The 18125-nt window shown below is 33.9% G+C and carries 16 protein-coding genes; 6 read left to right on the top strand and 10 right to left on the bottom strand.

Annotated features, from left to right (window positions below; all coding sequences use genetic code 11):
* Positions 1 to 353 (top strand): transposase (locus LJE08_RS09495; RefSeq protein ID WP_227403038.1); only part of this gene is annotated, 353 nt, incomplete at its 5' end.
* Between the two features lie 227 nt (positions 354 to 580).
* Here LJE08_RS09495 and LJE08_RS09490 read toward each other — a convergent pair.
* The 6 genes from LJE08_RS09490 to LJE08_RS09465 all read right to left on the bottom strand — a co-directional run bounded on the left by LJE08_RS09490 (position 581) and on the right by LJE08_RS09465 (position 6897).
* Positions 581 to 1579, bottom strand: coding sequence for an SIS domain-containing protein (locus LJE08_RS09490; RefSeq protein ID WP_227403037.1), 999 nt, complete (start codon positions 1577 to 1579; stop codon positions 581 to 583).
* Positions 1580 to 1607: 28 nt separating this feature from the next.
* Positions 1608 to 2426 (bottom strand): PTS system mannose/fructose/sorbose family transporter subunit IID, encoded by an 819-nt coding sequence (locus tag LJE08_RS09485; RefSeq protein WP_217256886.1) that lies wholly within the window; start codon positions 2424 to 2426, stop codon positions 1608 to 1610.
* Positions 2413 to 3189 carry a PTS sugar transporter subunit IIC gene (locus LJE08_RS09480; RefSeq protein WP_118114703.1) on the bottom strand — a complete coding sequence of 259 codons (777 nt, stop codon included), beginning with the start codon at positions 3187 to 3189 and terminating at the stop codon, positions 2413 to 2415. The genes LJE08_RS09485 and LJE08_RS09480 overlap by 14 nt, the downstream gene beginning before the upstream one ends.
* A gap of 10 nt (positions 3190 to 3199) precedes the next feature.
* Positions 3200 to 3667 (bottom strand): PTS sugar transporter subunit IIB, encoded by a 468-nt coding sequence (locus LJE08_RS09475; RefSeq protein ID WP_217256885.1) that lies wholly within the window; start codon positions 3665 to 3667, stop codon positions 3200 to 3202.
* A 16-nt stretch (positions 3668 to 3683) separates the two neighbouring features.
* Positions 3684 to 4097, bottom strand: a complete 414-nt coding sequence (locus LJE08_RS09470) for a PTS sugar transporter subunit IIA (protein ID WP_227403036.1) — start codon at positions 4095 to 4097, stop codon at positions 3684 to 3686.
* Between the two features lie 100 nt (positions 4098 to 4197).
* Positions 4198 to 6897, bottom strand: coding sequence for a sigma 54-interacting transcriptional regulator (locus LJE08_RS09465; protein ID WP_227403035.1), 2700 nt, complete (start codon positions 6895 to 6897; stop codon positions 4198 to 4200).
* A gap of 58 nt (positions 6898 to 6955) precedes the next feature.
* Here LJE08_RS09465 and LJE08_RS09460 point away from each other — a divergent pair, with 58 nt between their 5' ends.
* The gene (locus LJE08_RS09460) at positions 6956 to 8176 is read left to right on the top strand and encodes a LacI family DNA-binding transcriptional regulator (RefSeq protein ID WP_227403034.1); all 1221 of its coding nucleotides are present in this window, start codon (positions 6956 to 6958) and stop codon (positions 8174 to 8176) included.
* 10 nt (positions 8177 to 8186) lie between these two features.
* Here the strand turns inward: LJE08_RS09460 and LJE08_RS09455 are convergent, their stop codons facing one another.
* From LJE08_RS09455 to LJE08_RS09440, 4 genes are all read right to left on the bottom strand, one after another.
* Positions 8187 to 9971, bottom strand: coding sequence for an AAA family ATPase (locus tag LJE08_RS09455; RefSeq protein ID WP_117923714.1), 1785 nt, complete (start codon positions 9969 to 9971; stop codon positions 8187 to 8189).
* A 77-nt stretch (positions 9972 to 10048) separates the two neighbouring features.
* Positions 10049 to 11401: an MATE family efflux transporter gene (locus LJE08_RS09450; RefSeq protein WP_227403033.1), complete on the bottom strand. Its 1353-nt coding sequence runs from the start codon at positions 11399 to 11401 to the stop codon at positions 10049 to 10051.
* Between the two features lie 85 nt (positions 11402 to 11486).
* Positions 11487 to 12239, bottom strand: coding sequence for a ZIP family metal transporter (locus LJE08_RS09445; protein WP_186999343.1), 753 nt, complete (start codon positions 12237 to 12239; stop codon positions 11487 to 11489).
* A 36-nt stretch (positions 12240 to 12275) separates the two neighbouring features.
* Positions 12276 to 13448, bottom strand: coding sequence for a M15 family metallopeptidase (locus tag LJE08_RS09440; RefSeq protein ID WP_227403032.1), 1173 nt, complete (start codon positions 13446 to 13448; stop codon positions 12276 to 12278).
* A gap of 126 nt (positions 13449 to 13574) precedes the next feature.
* Between LJE08_RS09440 and LJE08_RS09435 the strand changes: the two genes are divergently transcribed.
* The 4 genes from LJE08_RS09435 to LJE08_RS09420 are packed head-to-tail and all read left to right on the top strand — an operon-like array spanning position 13575 to position 18065.
* Positions 13575 to 14699, top strand: coding sequence for an amidohydrolase (locus LJE08_RS09435; RefSeq protein ID WP_117923720.1), 1125 nt, complete (start codon positions 13575 to 13577; stop codon positions 14697 to 14699).
* The gene (locus LJE08_RS09430) at positions 14699 to 15820 is read left to right on the top strand and encodes an amidohydrolase (protein ID WP_227403031.1); all 1122 of its coding nucleotides are present in this window, start codon (positions 14699 to 14701) and stop codon (positions 15818 to 15820) included. The genes LJE08_RS09435 and LJE08_RS09430 overlap by 1 nt, the downstream gene beginning before the upstream one ends.
* Positions 15820 to 16944: an amidohydrolase gene (locus LJE08_RS09425; RefSeq protein ID WP_227403030.1), complete on the top strand. Its 1125-nt coding sequence runs from the start codon at positions 15820 to 15822 to the stop codon at positions 16942 to 16944. The genes LJE08_RS09430 and LJE08_RS09425 overlap by 1 nt, the downstream gene beginning before the upstream one ends.
* Positions 16944 to 18065, top strand: a complete 1122-nt coding sequence (locus tag LJE08_RS09420; RefSeq protein ID WP_227403029.1) for an amidohydrolase — start codon at positions 16944 to 16946, stop codon at positions 18063 to 18065. The genes LJE08_RS09425 and LJE08_RS09420 overlap by 1 nt, the downstream gene beginning before the upstream one ends.
* Positions 18066 to 18125 lie beyond the last annotated feature (60 nt).

Raw genomic sequence — 18125 nt, 5'->3', positions numbered from 1 at the left:
ATTTCTCTGGTACTTCTATTTTAGCCGAATTAGGAGATATTGGCAATTATTCCAAGCCTTCTCGGATCATTAAATTTGCAGGAGTAGCCCCCTATCACTATGAATCGAGTCAATACAACGCCCAGCACACTGCCATAACTAAGAAAGGATCTAAATATCTTAGAAAGACTTTGTATCAAGTCATACTGCCTGTAATTAACAATAATCCTGTATTTAAGAAATACTATCGATTGAAGATATCTCAAGGTAAAGGACACCGTTGTGCTCAAGGTCACTGCATTAGAAAGCTGCTTAGAGTCATTTATCATTTACTAGAAACAGGACAATCATTTGATCCTGCATTATTAAGATAAGACATATGCATCTAAAGCATCTGAACTTTTAAAAAATCATATTTTAAAAGTTCTTTTCGTCATGCCTAAATTTAATCCAATATTCACATTTTCAAAGATCAATTTAAAACTAACTAAAAAATCTAGTTATTTTGTATTTTCAAACTTTTTCATAAAAAATACTTGAATTTTATATAGTTAGCTCCCTAAACAACATATAAAAGGTGGAATGGTTCCACCTTTATATTTTAGTATTCTAATCTTCTGTAATAACGACGGATTTCCATTGGGTGACGAGTTTCGATTTCCATGTGAACGTCAATTCTGTTGTTTACAGCGTGCATTACGTGGTGAGATAAGTGTTTACGATATTTTTCACTAATTCCCTTTAATTCGTAATCTTTAGAGTCAATAATTGTGTAGTTTTCACAAATTCTTGGAATGAAGTTAGCAACACGTTCAGATAATGGACGTTGAGCATCTTCACCAATATAAATTGTAACTGGAGTTTCTTTAGTTACGATTTCGAACATACCGTGGAAGAATTCATTAGATGTGATTGATTTAGTTTTTAACCATAATTGTTCTTCCCAGTAGCACATTGCGTATGAGTAAGTAGCTCCCCATTGGTTACCAGCACCTACGAAATAGTGCATTTCATCATTCCAGTGTTTTTTAGCGAATTCAATTGCGAATGGTTCAGCTTTCTTTTCAACTTCTACTAAAGCTTGTGCTAAGTATTTGTCGAATTCTGCGTACATATCTTCGTAGTCTTCGAATTCACCATTGTTGAACATGAAACGGTCAGCAACCATGAAGAATTTTAATTGTTCGTTAATTGGATAAGAGATCTTGTAGTCTGCTAAGTCTAATAAGATAGCTTCTTTAGCATCAACGAATGAAATAACTGTAGCGCCAACTTCTGCTTTGATTTTTTTGATAGCATCAACAACTTCTTTAGTGTTTCCAGTTACAGAAGAGATAATAACAACTGTATCTTTAGTAATACGTTTGTTTCCTGTAGTTAAGTATTCAGCAGCATTTTCTGCCCAAGTTTCAATAGCACTCATCTCTTTCATGTGTACTGTAGCCTGCATAGAACTTGCCCAAGTACCACCAACACCTAACCAGCAAATGTTTGAATATCCACGTTCGCAGATTTCATCAACGATTTCGTTGATTTGAGGGCGTAGAGCCAATGCTCCATTTACGCTATCGATTTTTTCTTGTTCATTAAATTTAATCATTTTCTTTTCCTCCATTTATTTAAATTTATTAACAACCTAAGATACCAAAGAATGAGCCAATCAATCCGATTGCGACACACAATAACAACAATGTAGTTGTCTTAATATTTTTCTTTTTCAATAAATAGTAAACCAATAATGTGAATAATAATGGCATTAAACCAGGCATGATATTGTTGAATACATCATTTAATGTAGTTGCTTCATCACCAGAACCAAATGCCAATGGGAATTTGATTGAAACGTTTTCAGCAGTCATACCACCAACAACCATCAATCCTAAAACGCTTGCTGCATAAGTAAGTTTTGACATCAATCCATTTTCCTGGATCTTAGCCAAGAATCCACTACCTAATTTATAACCAGCATTCATTAAGTAATAACGTAATCCTTGAGCAGGAATATTGAAGATCAATAAGAATAAGATAGGTCCTAAGATATTTCCTTGATTCGCTAACGATAGACCAACACCAGTAGCGATAATACGTAATGTTCCCCAGATGAATGAATCACCAATACCAGCTAAAGGTCCCATCAATGAAACTTTTACACTGTTGATACTTTCTGTATCAAAATCAGGATTATTCGCATTGCTTTCTTCCATGGCAGCACTAATACCTAAAATCAATGTTGACAATTGAGGAGTCGTATTGAAGAATTCCAAGTGACGTTGCATAGCTGCAATTTGGTCTTCTTTATTTGAATACAATTTTTTGATTACTGGTAACATACAGTAGCAGTATGCCATGTTCATCTGTCTTTCATAGTTCCAGTCCCATTCCATTCCGAATGAACGCCAGAATACTTGATTTAATTCTTTTTTTGTTAATTTATTAGAAGTCGTCATCTTCGTCTAATCCTCCTTCTGTAGCTGTTTGAGCTGAATTGCTACGTAATTGAGTTAATACGATAGCGATGATAGCTCCAAAAATTGCGATTGCAGTTACTGGAATTCCTAAGTATACGCTTAATGCGAATCCTAAGAAGAAGAAACATGCAACTTCTTTGTCCATAATCATCATCAACAATAAGCCAAATCCAATTGCAGGTAATAAGCCCATTGTGATTTGTAAACCATTTGAGATCCATTCAGGAATTACATTTAATAAAGCCTGTACAGCAGGTCCACCTGCATAGTAACCACATGCTACGATAACACCAATAATCAAGTTAACACCGAAGAATCCACCTAAGAAGTGCATTCTAGCAACTCCTGCCATGTTTCCTTCAGCTGCATATGTATCCGCTTTGTGAACAAATGGAGGTAAAATAAATACCATTCCAACGTTCTTTGCGATTAAAACCAATGAAGCAACTGGTAAACCAACAGTTAATGCAGTTTCTGGTCCAGCTCCTGTAGTAATTGTGAAAGCTGTTCCTAATACGGTTCCTGAAATCATTTCAGGTGGAATACTAGCTCCGATTGAGAAAGCTCCCATAAATGCTAATTCTAATGTTGCCCCTAAAGTCACACCTGTTGGGATATCACCAAGTACAACGCCTGTTAAAGCTCCCATAACCAACGGTCTTGACAACAAGCTTGTACCGAACAAATATTCAGCATTTCCAAGCATTGCTACCAAGCCAAGTAAAATTGCTTGTAATAACATATTTCTCCTCCTATAATACTTTCTCTACGTTTACTGGATTATCTTCTGGAACCATCTGAATTGTTACATCCACACCTGATTCACATAATCCTTTTAAAATTGTTTCTTCTGCTGGAGTAATATTCATTGCCTTCGAAATATTACGAGTTTCAGCAGTAGCCTTAGTACCACCAAGATTTAATTTATTGATGTTGCACTCTTTACACAATCTTTCAGCATCCTTAATAGATTCAACTACAGTCAATAATTTGTATTTGTCTGTAACACCACTGTTGATCGCATTTACTGCATCATCCATATTTTTAATAACTAATTTAACACCACTTGGTTTTGCCAACTTAATTGATGTTTTTCTTAAATCATCTTTCATAACTGCATCGCACGCAATTAAGATACAATCTGCTTCAACTGCATTTTTCCAAGAAAAAGCAACTTGACCATGTAACAATCTGTGATCCACTCTTAATAATTTGATCATTTTTTTTATCCTCCTATTAGAAATCTTCATCATCTTCGCTTGTCATACCATTCATAACTGTCATTCCCTCTTTAGCTGCTTCAATCAAATCGTTCGCATCTGCTAATTCAAGATTTTGGGCCAAGCTTTTCATTACTACATCTAATGCCAATCCCATGTTCATTCCTGAAAAAACCATTACATTATCCAATACTGCAAGTTTAGATAAAGCTGTGTGAACACTTCCACCTTTGATATCACACAAGATTACAATTTGTTCTTCACTTTCTTTTGCTTCTTTCAAAACTTCTTGATAAAAATCTTCAGGATTTTGTCCAGGAAGCAAGCTATATGTTTCTACATCCTTAGCTAAATCTCCAACGATCATAGAAACTGAATCTTTCATTCCTTTAGATAATCCTCCATGCGAGGCAAACATTACTCTACTCATTCATCTTTCTCCTTTCTGTATTACGTCATTCACTTATATACAAGCAAATATTGTGCCATAGAAATAAGTTTACAAAAAAAGATGAGTTTCCTCATCTTTACTAATTATTCTTCACATAATTATAAATATGAATCATTTCCTCTGTAGGAATATCTACACCATAGAAATCTTCTACTTGCTTAAACGCCTTCTTAACATAGTCCACAAAATCTTTGTGTTCATTTAAGAAATCCGAGCTTGGATCATACTCAGCATTTCTTGAAACAACAAGTCTTTCAATCAAGCAACAAATATGTACGTACAATCCAAAACAAGTTCGATTGCTGAAACGAACCCCAACATACTTTTGTAAAACATCAATCGCATTGGCAACCTGCTCTAATAGTTTTGTCGGATTTAATATCGTTAGTGCATTCATAATATTACTCAATGAGAAATTATGCAGAATATTTTTATCAAACAAAGACAGCTGTTCTTCATCCATATAATCCTTGAAGTATTGATTGAAATCACCAAATGTATCTTCAATAATCAAATCTTCAATACCCACAAATGGAATGTCCTCCATATTTGGATCTAACGTTCCAAGTACACATAAAACGTCATATTCTTCAAATACATTGTTCTTTTTACCTAATTCAATCAATTCCGAATAATTCAACGTCTTCACATCTAAATTGATTCCATCTGGAAAAGATTGCTCCAACATCGACTTTAATTTCTTGGCCGTACCCAATCCACTTGCGCAAGAACATAGAATGACTGGCTGTTTTTGTTGATGCTTTTCAATATGATACGCAAAATTGACACGGAAAGCATCAATCGTTTTTTGTAATATGCTCTCCATCTCTACATTATTACGAATTCCATTTCCAATTTCTAAAGCGATTGGAGTACTCACATTGTTGATAATTCCAATATTCGCATTCTCTATATGCAAACCTTTATAAATATCTTCCAAACTACCCATATCCACTAATAGATACAATTCTTTGACCTTGCCAATACGATCCAAATAACGATTCAGTTTCTCAATCATTGTAGTCGTATCAATATATAAAGGCATATCTAGCGCATCAAATATATATTGTCCTAAGAAACGATTGGCTGCATCCGCAATACTAGAAGCCGTAGAAAAACCATGTGATAGTACAACGGCTGCTTTTTGAGAAAGCCTTGAATCTTTTTGTACATTATAAACATAGAAGATAAACGTACAAATAATGATGGAATACATGTCCATTTCTAGATAGGACTTTAAATACGTACAAATTTCTAAAGATACATTCGTCGCTCTAAAAAATTCTTCCTGCAACAATTGATATAAATCATCACATTCTTCTTCATGTTTTAAAAACCAGCTTCTTAAATCATGATATTCATGATGAATCTCATCTAAATAAGATGCGATAGCTAACGTTTCATTATTTGTGATTTTTAATCCATACCGCGATTCAATCAAGTTAAAGATATGCTGCACACCACGATTATAATAATCTACCTGACTTGATTCTTTCTTTCTAAAGATCAAGTTATCAAAATATTTTTGAACATAATTCTTTTCTTTTGCCATAAAATCCGCCAAGCTTGTATGTTCCTCTTTATATTTTCGATAACACGCCAACAAGCTATCATTTAATTGAAGAATTTCTTTTGTACCATTATAGTACCCCTGCAAATCCTCCACATATATATATTCATCATCGTCCAAGACCGTTTTTTGATTCGCATAAACTTGCTGTAAAAGATCTTTAGGCAAACTATCCAAATGAATCACTAATTCGTCATTGACCTTATCAAATAAAGAATTGATACAACAAGACTGTACACTACTCTTTAATTGACCAATATTACCTGGCATCTTACTTTGTAACAGCGCATTATACACTTTACTGCTTATTTTGATCTGACAATCTAAACGTTTTTCTTCCTGACTAAAAATGTCATGCAACAACTCAATACGCTCTTGCGTACCTCTTTGTTCAAGACTAGGAATGGTGATTGTCATTGGAATACGTCGCATTAATGTTTTTAACAGCACTTTATCCGGATTTTCTGTAGTCGCAAATACAATACGAACATTAGACTTATACCACTTTTCATTATCACCCACACGATGATAAATACCTTGATCCATAAACAAGAACAACTTTTCTTGGCATTCAGCCTTTAATTCATGCACCTCATCCAAGAATAAAACACCATTATCTGCTAACGCAATCAAACCTTCATTGTCTTTTTCAGCCCCTGTAAAAGCACCTTTAACATGACCAAATAAGTTGTCCGTTAATAATTCCGGATTATTCGCATATTCACTACAGTTTACCTGTACAAATTGCCCATTTTTTGAAATGACACCCTGATTTCTTGCCCACTCATATGTCAGTTTCGCAATTAAAGACTTACCCGTTCCCGTAGGCCCATAAAGCAGCATAGGCAATCCATTAGGAGGATATGAAATGGTAGCTTTACATTGTTTAACCGTTTGAGCCAAAGAATGATTCATGCCCACTAGTTTTTCAAAATCCTTCTTTTCCTGATTTGACAATAAATCATCTATACTCGCATATAAACTATTTTTAAAAGGAATTCCCTTTTCTTTCAAATATTCAACCGAAATGAAACAAAACGGTTTTGATTCAATGCGAATCAATTTATTTTCTTTTACTAATTTATTTAATACAACAGAAACCTGTGAGCGGCTAATCTTTAAATTTTCACTTATCAAGGCAACTGTTGTTTGTTCAAATTCACTATTATTACAACATGCCAAAATATATGCCAATATTTTTTCTATCATACGACCCCTCCACTTTTTTTGAATTATTATACCATAATATGTTATAACATATATACATATGAAACAAGATTTGATTTATACACATACCTACAAACAAACACTCCATATGACAACGGGTTTAAAGTCGCATCTAGAAATATTAAGTAAAGATAGACAGACTTTATCGGATCTTTTATATAATGTCAGTCAAAATAATCCTTTTTTAGAATACACTCCAAGTCAAGATATTCAACAATATCTTGAAGCAGGCATTTCCAATAAGCCAAGTCTAAAGGATGAACTTTATTTACAGCTGCATACAAGCACTAAAAAATACAATGAACCCATTGCCCATTATATTATTGAATCCTTAGATAATCATGGCTTCTTTGATCAAGACATCCAAACTGTCCTATCGGACTTAAAATGTACTAAAACACAATTTGAAGAAACACTCTCTTTCATTCAAACCTTTGAACCCATTGGTGTGGCTGCTAAAAATAGTATTGATTCTTTAATGATTCAATTAAAAGAAAAAGGCTATACAATCGCATACACTATTTTAAAGAATTATTCAAAAGAACTTGAAGAAAAAGATTTCTATACAATTTCTGAATCTTTAGATATACCTTATGAATCTGTATTTGATGAATTAGCTCACATGCAAGAGTGCAATCCATTTCCTTGCAGTGAATATGACACAGAAAGTAGGACAAATTTAGCTTTACCTGAATTCACAATTGAAATTGATGAAGATCAATTAAAAATCATCCCCAAAGAAATGGGAAATCTATCGCTTCATTGCGAAGAAGTAAAATTGTCAAAAGAAGCTAAAAAATATTTAAATGAAGCTAAGTTTTATATAGATAGTATCAATCGTCGAAACAAAACCATTCTTCTACTCGCAAATATATTGATCACACATCAAAAGAATTATTTTCTATTTCAAGATGATTTAAAAGAATGCACACTTAAAGAAATTGCTCAAGAATCAGGCTACTCGATTTCAACCGTTTCTAGGACTTTGAGTGATAAATATTATGAATTTAATGATCATATGTATCCTGTAAAAGATTTATTTATTTCAAAAACACACAAAGGAAGCAGTAAAGACTCTATTCAAAAGGCCATTCAATTATTAATTGAAGTGGAAAATCCAGAAAATCCTCTACAAGATGAAGAAATTGTAGAAGAACTTGAAAATATGGAACTCTACGCATCCAGAAGAACCATATCAAAATATAGAAAGGAATTAAATATTCCCAATTCGAAACAAAGAAAAAAGGCGAGACTCTACTAAATCTCGCCCCTTACCTTGTTTTCTCCAAACTTTTTAAGTAGTCTTCAACATTTAAGTACTGAATAGAATCCATTTCTGTATTTTCTCCACGATAAATAACATAACGTCCTGTGATATTGCCATATCGATGTATCGTCATCGCACATTTTTCTTCATCATTTATATGTCGATATTGTTCACGTGCTCGTTGGTTACTATATTTTATTTCATATATTTCACATGATAATGTTTTTGGATCTTGCACAACCATATCAAACTCACCAATTGGAAATTGCAATTTAAAAACATGTTTATCTTTTTTTGCGAGTTTTGTTTCCAAAAGAACTATATCCTCCATCATTCTGCCACGAATTTCACTAAGTAAACGTTCTAAAATATGTGTCCTTTTTTGGATATCTAATTCTTGGAATTTTTCGTCTAAAAGAAGATTCTCAACAATAGCTTCAGCTTGTGCATATCTTAAACCAGGTTGTGTAACAACAACAATTTTACTCTTCTGGTTTACTTCTGGTAAATATTCTAAATCTATTTCTTTTATTAAGTCCAATATTGCCAAATACTCTTTAATTTGAGTCATATGCACATCACTAATATCAATACTTTGTTCTTCCTTATTTAAAATATCAAGCATGTTTTTTATTCCCAGAGTCACCTTATCTAGTTCCATATGTTTTCGAATATTTATTGGATCCACTCTATCTCTCAACAAATTATTGGCAGTGACCCCTATATCGTGAGATTTAAATGTACTTTCTACAACATTTTTAGTAAATCTATGATTCATATCTTCTACTACTCGATTAATCACATTCGTAAGCTCTCCTTTTTCATATAAATCTAAAAGTTGACGAAAATGACCACCATATTGATACATCTTTAAGGAATGTTGGATATTCTTCGCAATTGACGTATTAATATACTCTTCTGTATCCTTAATATTTGAAAATGGTGTGCTTGCATTATAATTAATTCCACCAAGACTCATTGTCCCTCCATACCGTATATACTCATCAATCCCATATATACCAAGTACATTTTCAAATTCTCTATAGGGTATAAATGTTGTATGAAGCATTATGCATCGATCGTATAATTGTTCTTCTTTAGAAAACGCAAAGCCAAGTGAATCTGTGCCAGAAAGAACAATTTTCATTCCACTACTGGCATATATATCAGAAAATAAAGAAGCCCCTTCAATGAAATCTTCCATCAATGTCACTTCATCCAAAAATACATATTTATATCCATTTTTTTCTAATAGTCTAAGATCTTCGTCAATATCGGATAAAGAATCTTTTGATGTAATTTGAATAAATGCAGCTTTATTAAAATCAGATTCAGACAATTCTAAAATAATTTGACGAATCAATGTGGTTTTCCCTGTTCGTCTTAATCCATACAATATAAATACTTTATCAGCTATGTCTTTGAAGATATAATCTCTAAGTATTTGAATACATTCTCTTTTTTTATAGTTTCGTATAATTGAAATTAAAGATTTTAATCTATCCCCAACAAGCACCTTTGTCTTAAAATCAAGATTTTTTTCTTTAGGCATACATTGTTTTAATTTTTTTAATTCCTTTTCTAATTTTTTCCTTTTCTCAATATTCGATATAAGTTCATCAACTTCATCTGCTTTTACATATTTTTCTATTCGCTTCCCATTCTGAGTGATTCTATGATAATAATAAATATTACCATGTACATTCTTTTTAGAAACACCACCTGCCGGTAAAACGGCAATCTCACGCTCTATTTCTGCGATATGCTCGATTATTTTCTCATTATCCATAATTCTTCACCCACAATCTTTTATACCCATTATACCCATTATTTATTTTCGCTTCAAGGGTATAAAAAAGGAGACGATTAATAAATATCGCCTCTAACTAATTTCTTTGAATATATATGATAATACCACATCAATAGCGCTGCATTTACAATCCATGTCAGTGGCCATCCCAAGAATACAGTAATTAATTCCAAACTGAATTGTGTTGCCACAAATAAATAGACTTGTCTTAAAATAACGAAACATAAAATCATCGAATACATTGGTACTTTAGATAATCCAACACCTCTTAAAGCACCTGCCGTAATGTGGGATAAAGGAAGGAAGATATAGCCTGGCGCAAAGACAGAAATCATAGTCACACCAGATACAATCACATCTTTATCTTGTGAGAACAATCCGACTAAGAACTCTCCATTTGTATAAATCAAGAAAGCTCCTAATGCGATAATAACTTCACACATCAATAATGTTGTATACAAGCCTTTTCTTATACGCTTATAGTTTTGAGCTCCATAGTTCTGTCCCACAAATGTTGTGATGGCCATCGAGAAACTTTGAATTGGTAGCTGCAAGAAACCATCTAGTTTTGTCGTTGTACTATATCCTGCAACAGCAGCCGATCCAAATTTAGAAATATACGATTGAACAATCACATTGGAAAAAGAAACAATACTATTTTGTAGAGCTGCCGGAATTCCTATTGAAATAATTCTTGATAGAATTGGCTTTGAAAAACGAATCTTAGAAATATATACCTTATAATCTTTATCTGTATGTATTAACTCGCGCATAACTAGAATGGCTGAAACGAGCTGTGCCAAAGTTGTCGCAATACCCACACCAGCAACACCTAAATGAAAGTAGATCACAAACACAAAGTCTAGAACAATATTCACTAAACTGGATACAACTAAGTAAATCAATGGATTTTTACTATCCCCTAAAGCTCTTAAAATACCGGCTCCCATATTATAAATTAATGAAAAGGATACACCCGCAAAATAAATCTGTAGATAAATCACAGCCAAAGGTAAAACTTCTTTAGGCGAACCAATCATGACTAAAATGGGTTTAGATAGAGCAATACCCAATATTGTGAATAAGACACATAAAACTAAAGTTAAAGCTAAAGATGTATGAATCGAATCCTGCATCTTTTTTGTTTCTTTAGCTCCAAAATATTGTGCAATCACAACACCAGCACCTGTTGATAATCCCATAAAGAATCCAACCAACATATTAATGATTGAAGTGGATTGTCCTACAGCTGCTAAGGCATGTGAACTGACAAAGTTTCCTACCACATACGAATCGACTGTATTGTATAATTGTTGAAATAAATTCCCAACCAGTAATGGTAAAGAGAAAATCAAAATCGACTTCCATATACTTCCCTTTAATAAATCTGTACTTTCCAACGCCTTCACCCTTCCCAAAAGAAAATGCAGAATTCCAATTGGTCTTCTACATTATGTAAAATAATTTTAACTCTTTTCTGAAAAAAATGAAAGCTTATCCTAAAACCACATCCAATATCATCATGATACAAAATCCAAACAAGAAAGAAAGTGTTGGAAGATTCGAGTGTTTTCCTTGTGCCATTTCAGGAACAAGCTCTTCAACCACAACAAACAACATAGCGCCTGCCGCAAAACTTAAACAAAGTGGCAAGCATTGTAGGATCCAATTTGAAAACAAAATTGTAACATAGCCAAATACAGGTTCAACAATCCCCGATAAGGCACCTACCAAAAATGCCTTATGTTTCGAATAGCCATTACTCTTTAATGGCAAAGAAAGAATAGCACCTTCGGGAAAGTTTTGAATCGCAATCCCTATAGATAAAGCTAAACTCGAAAAGAGATTTCCTGTTTGAATCGCATGTGCTAGTACAATACCTACGGCCATACCTTCTGGAATATTATGCAAAGTAACCGCAAAAACTAGTTTTGTCGTTTTCTTTAGATGCGACTCTTTTCCCTCTTCATCATTTGTTCCAGGATGCATGTGAGGTACAATACAATCTAAGAAAAGCAGTAATAAAGCTCCTAAGAATATGCCAAGCACAATGGCCAAAATATTCTTTTCTTGTTCCATCGCTGGAATCAATAAAGACCAAATACTTGCAGCCACCATAACACCTGAGGCAATACCGGAAAAGCATCTAGACAAAAGTTCATTCTTTTTATTTTTGACAAAGAACACAACAGCTGAACCCAAAGTCGTTCCAAAAAAAGGAATTAGTAATCCTAACCACATAATCATCACCGTAGTTAGCATAAACTAATCCCTTTATATTCGTCAATTCAAATGCAAATTGTATGTAAATCCATGATGTTCAATATAATCCTCTAAGATCCATCCCTTATCATGAATTTCTTTAGCTGCTTCTTTCCCTACATATCTAAAGTGCCATGGCTCATTGGTAGCTCCTGTACGGGCTCCCGTATTTTCTGGGAAACGCAAAATAAATCCATATTTATAGGCATTTTCTTCAACCCAATTATAGTCTGATGTTTCGCCAAATGTCCCATACGTTCCATCCATTACACTTTGACTTGTTAGATCCACACTCAATCCGCATTGGTGTTCACTTGATCCTGGAATCGAAACTAAACTTGCCGCATAAGCCGCATCATACATCGCAAAATATTCATTATATACTGCTAATTGTGTGTCATAAGAACGATACGAACTCTTGATCGCAATACTATAACCTTGTTTCAATCCATCCTTATACATATTTTCAAGGGCAGTTGCCGCTTCATCTCTTAATTGCCCCACTTCACTTTGATAAGGAATATTTACATCTCTTAAATCACTTGGTACATAATCACTTGGAACACTAAAACCATTTTTAATTAAAACCAACATATTTGAGGGATCCTCAATGGTATATGTACGATCATCACGCTTACTTGAATCAATGCCTGGATAAGAAACGGTTAATACAGCTTTTAAAGGCTTTAATCCAGAATCCACATATTCCTTGATATCTTTGATTTGTGCCCCTTTAATCGCCAAATATTTCTTTGCCTTTTTATAAGGTACACTTGCTGAAATCAATGTATCCAAATTTGAAATGGTATATACATCTGAATTCTTAAACAAAATATCTTTTGTATACCCTAAATAATTCAAATCTTCCATTCTTTCATAGTAAGAGTCAATATAATACACCACTTTTTTTACGCTCTTTTTAGAAGCCCTGTAATACTCATCATACAACAAGTAATGTGCATCATTCTTTACTTTATCCCACTTTGAAATATTAATGATTTGATCATACTGCAAGATATCTTTAATATCTTCCTTCTCTAATTCTAATACAACCTTTTTATCTTCTTTGTGATACCCTTTAATACTCAAACGAATACTTGTAAAATTCGCAATCATTAATGCGATACAAACGACTGGAATCAACGCGACAATTGCGATTCGTTTCGTATTTACTTTTCTCTTTTTCTTTGCCATAAACTCACCCAAATCATTATATAGAATAAGGTTATGAAAGACAAACGAGTTTTATTTACAAATTATTTTCATATTATATGTAATTTTTTTACATTACATGATACAATATATTCTAGAGGTGATTATATGTTATTCAAGAACGCAACCATTTATACAATGGAACAAGACCCTTTTGTAGGTGATTTTAAAATCGATAAGGGTGTATTTACAGAAATAGGAAAAGATTTAACAGCTAATGAAGGAGAAGATGTACAAGATCTAAATGGTTTATATGTATTTCCTGGTTTAGTTGAAAGCCATTGCCATTTAGGTATGGAAGAAACAGCCATTCGTTTTGAAGGGAATGATGTCAATGAAATCACAGATCCAATCACACCGAATATGCGTGGAATTGATGGATGTAATCCAATGGATGAAACAGTAGAACTCGCATTAAAAGGTGGTGTAACTACAGTAGCTGCAGGTCCTGGTAGTGCCAACGTTCTTGGTGGAACTTTCTTTGCGTATAAGACGAAAGGAAATTGTATCGATGAAATGAGCATTCAAAATCCTTTGGCTATGAAGGCAGCCTTTGGTGAAAACCCTAAGCGTTGTTATCAAGGAAAGAAAATTGATACGCGTATGCAGATCAGTGCATTACTTAGAGAAACTCTAGCTAAAACTAAAGAATATATGTTAAAGAAAGAATCTGGTAAAGATGTAGATTATGATCAAAAGTTAGAAGCCATGATTCCAGTTATCAAAAAAGAATTGCCATTGAAGTGCCATGCACATAGAGCTGATGATATTTTAACTGTTATTCGTATTGCGAAAGAATATGACATTGAAGTAACTTTAGATCATGCGACGGATGCAAGATGCATTGTCGAACAAATCAAAGAAAGCGGATATCCATGTATTTGCGGTCCTAGTTTTGGTCATAAGACTAAATTTGAATTAAAATCCAAATCCTTTAAAACGCCTGGCGTATTAAACAAAGCTGGAATCTTAGTTTCCATCACTACTGATTCTCCAGTTATTCCAGAACAATATTTATCTTTATGTGCCGCTCTTGCCGCAAAAGAAGGTATGGATGAATATGAAGCTATCAAAGCAATCACGATCAATCCAGCTAAGATTTTAAAACTCGATAATCGCGTAGGTTCTATTAAAGCCGGTAAAGATGCTGACTTTATTATTTGTACTAAGAATATTCTTGATACACAAAATGAAATTCAATCCGTTTATATCAATGGAAAGAAGGCTGTGTAATGTTATTTAAGAACGCGACTATTTATACTATAGAAGAAGAACCTTTTATTGGTGATTTTCGGGTTGATAAAGGTGTATTTACTGAAATTGGAAAAGATTTAAGTCCCAAAGATGAAGAAGTACAAGACCTAAATGGATTATATGTCTTCCCTGGCCTTATTGATGCCCACAGCCATTTAGGCATGGTATGTTCTTCCATTGGCTTTGAAGGTGAGGATGGAAATGAAGTCACAGATCCAGTCACACCCAACATTCGCGGTATTGATGGCTGTAATCCAATGGATGAAACAATTAAAGAAGCATTAAAAAGCGGAGTGACTACAGTCGCTGCAGGACCAGGTAGTGCTAATGTGATTGGTGGAACTTTCTTTGCGTATAAAACTGCAGGTAACTGCATTGATGAAATGACAATTCAAAATCCTTTAGCTATGAAGGCCGCATTTGGTGAAAACCCTAAGCGTTGCTACAAAGGAAATAAAATTGATACGCGTATGCAGATTAGTGCATTGCTTAGAGAAACTCTAGCTAAGACTAAAGAATACTTAGCTAAAAAAGAAGCTGGAAAAGATGTAGCTTATGATCAAAAACTAGAAGCCATGATTCCGGTTATTAAAAAGGAAATGCCATTAAAGTGTCATTGTCATAGAGCCGATGATATTTTAACCGTGATTCGTATTGCGAAAGAATATGACATTGAAGTGACATTAGATCATGTAACAGATGGAAGAAGCATTATTCCACAAATTAAAGAAAGTGGTTTTCCATGTATTCTAGGTCCTTGTTTGGGGCATAAATCAAAATATGAAGTTAAAAATATGTCTTTTGAAACAGCCAATGAATTCTATAAAGCCGGTATTCTATTTTCTATTATCACAGACTCTCCTGTAGTACCCGAACAATACTTATCATTAAGTGCAGCTTTAGCCGCAAAAGCAGGTCTTCCAGAATATGAAGCTATTAAGGCCATCACAATCAATCCAGCTAAGATTTTAAAACTGGATGATCGTATTGGTTCTATTAAAACTGGTAAGGATGCAGACTTTGTGATTTGTACAAAGAATATTTTAGATACACAAAATGAAATTAAAAATGTATATATTAATGGAAAGAAGGAAGCATAATGTTATTTAAGAACGCAACAATTTATACAATGGAACAAGATCCATTTGTAGGTGATTTTAAAATTGATAAAGGTGTATTTACACAAATTGGAACAAATTTAACAGCAAGTGAAGGTGAAGATGTACAAGATCTAAATGGTCTATATGTATTTCCTGGTTTAGTTGAAAGCCATTGCCATCTTGGTATGGAAGAAACAGCTATTCGTTTTGAAGGCGATGATGTCAATGAGATCACAGATCCAATCACACCAAATATGCGTGGTATTGATGGATGTAATCCAATGGATGAAACAATCGAATCCGCATTAAAAGGTGGAGTTACAACGGTAGCTGCAGGACCTGGTAGTGCCAATGTGATTGGTGGAACTTTCTTTGCGTATAAGACGAAAGGAAATTGTATTGATGAAATGAGCATTCAAAATCCTTTGGCTATGAAGGCAGCCTTTGGTGAAAACCCTAAGCGTTGTTATCAAGGAAAGAAAATTGATACGCGTATGCAGATTAGTGCTCTTTTAAGAGAAACATTAGAAAAGACAAAGGAATACATGAAGAAAAAAGAATTAGGTAAAGATGTAGCTTATGACCAAAAGTTAGAGGCTATGATTCCTGTTGTCAAAAGAGAAATTCCATTAAAGTGCCATTGTCATAGAGCCGATGATATTTTAACAGTGATTCGCATTGCGAAAGAATATGATATTAAAGTGACATTAGATCATGTTACAGATGCTCGTTGTATCATTCCTCAAATCAAAGAAAGTGGATTCCCTTGTATTTGTGGACCTGCTTTGACTCACAAATCAAAATTTGAGCTTGCGAATATGTCATTTGAAACACCAAACGAACTATATAAAGCTGGTATTTTATTCTCAATCATTACAGACTCTCCTGTAGTGCCTCAACAATATCTTTCTTTAAGTGCTGCTCTAGCTGCTAAAGCAGGTCTTCCTGAATATGAAGCTATTAAAGCCATCACAATCAATCCAGCTAAAATCTTAGGCTTAGACAATCGTGTAGGTTCTATCAAGGAAGGTAAAGACGCTGACTTTGTGATTTGTACAAAGAACATCCTAGATACGACAAATGAAATCAAAGATGTTTATGTCGACGGAAAGAAGGCCGCTTAATGCTTTTTAAAAATGCCACTATTTATACCATGGAAGAAGATCCTTTTATTGGGGATTTTCGAGTCAATAAAGGTGTATTTACAGAGATTGGAAAGAATTTAGAACCCAAAGATGAAGATGTTCAAGATCTTACAGGATTCAATGTATATCCAGGCATGGTAGAAGCCCATTGTCATTTGGGCATGGAAGAAACAGCTATTGGCTTTGAAGGCAATGATTTAAATGAAATCACAGATCCAATCACTCCAAACATGCGTGGTATTGATGGTTGTAATCCAATGGATGAAACCGTACAAACTGCATTAGAAGCAGGAGTCACAACGGTAGCTGCAGGACCTGGTAGTGCCAATGTGATTGGTGGAACATTCTTTGCGTATAAGACAAAAGGAAATTGTATTGATGAAATGACAATTCAAAATCCAATTGCGATGAAGGCGGCTTTTGGTGAAAACCCAAAGAATTGCTACAAAGGAAAGAAAATTGATACGCGTATGCAAATCAGTGCATTACTTAGAGAAACTCTAGCTAAGACAAAAGAATACTTAGCTAAAAAAGAATCTGGTAAAGATGTAGATTATGATCAAAAACTAGAAGCCATGATTCCAGTCATCAAAAAAGAGATTCCATTAAAGTGTCATGCCCATAGAGCCGATGATATGTTAACGGCAATTCGTATCGCAAAAGAATACGATATTGAAATCACCTTAGATCATGCGACGGATTCACAAGCGATTCTAGACCAAATCAAAGAGAGTGGTTTTCCATGTATTTGTGGACCAAGCCTTTGTCATAAAGATAAGTTTGAATGTGCCAACGATTCGTTTGAAACCCCAAATAAGATGTATGAAAAAGGAATCTTATTTGCGATCACAACCGATTCCCCATTCAATCCCCAACAATATCTGCCATTAAATGCCGCACTTGCACATAAGGCAGGACTACCAGAACTAGAAGCCATCAAGGCCATCACAATCAATCCCGCTAAAATCTTACATTTAGAGAATCAAGTTGGTTCTATCAAAGAAGGCAAAGATGCTGACTTTATAATTTGTACAAAAAGTTTGATTGATTTGAATAATACAATTAAAAATGTATATATTAATGGAATAAAAGCTGTCTAAGACAGCTTCAGATTGTTGACAAAAGCCTATACCTTTTCGTAAGGGCATAGGCTTTTTATT

The organism is Holdemanella sp. DFI.5.55 (assembly GCF_020593575.1).
Classification (GTDB): domain Bacteria; phylum Bacillota_I; class Bacilli_A; order Erysipelotrichales; family Erysipelotrichaceae; genus Holdemanella; species Holdemanella hominis.
Note: the sequence above shows the minus strand (reverse complement) of the source record. Positions and strands in the feature narration are given on the sequence as shown.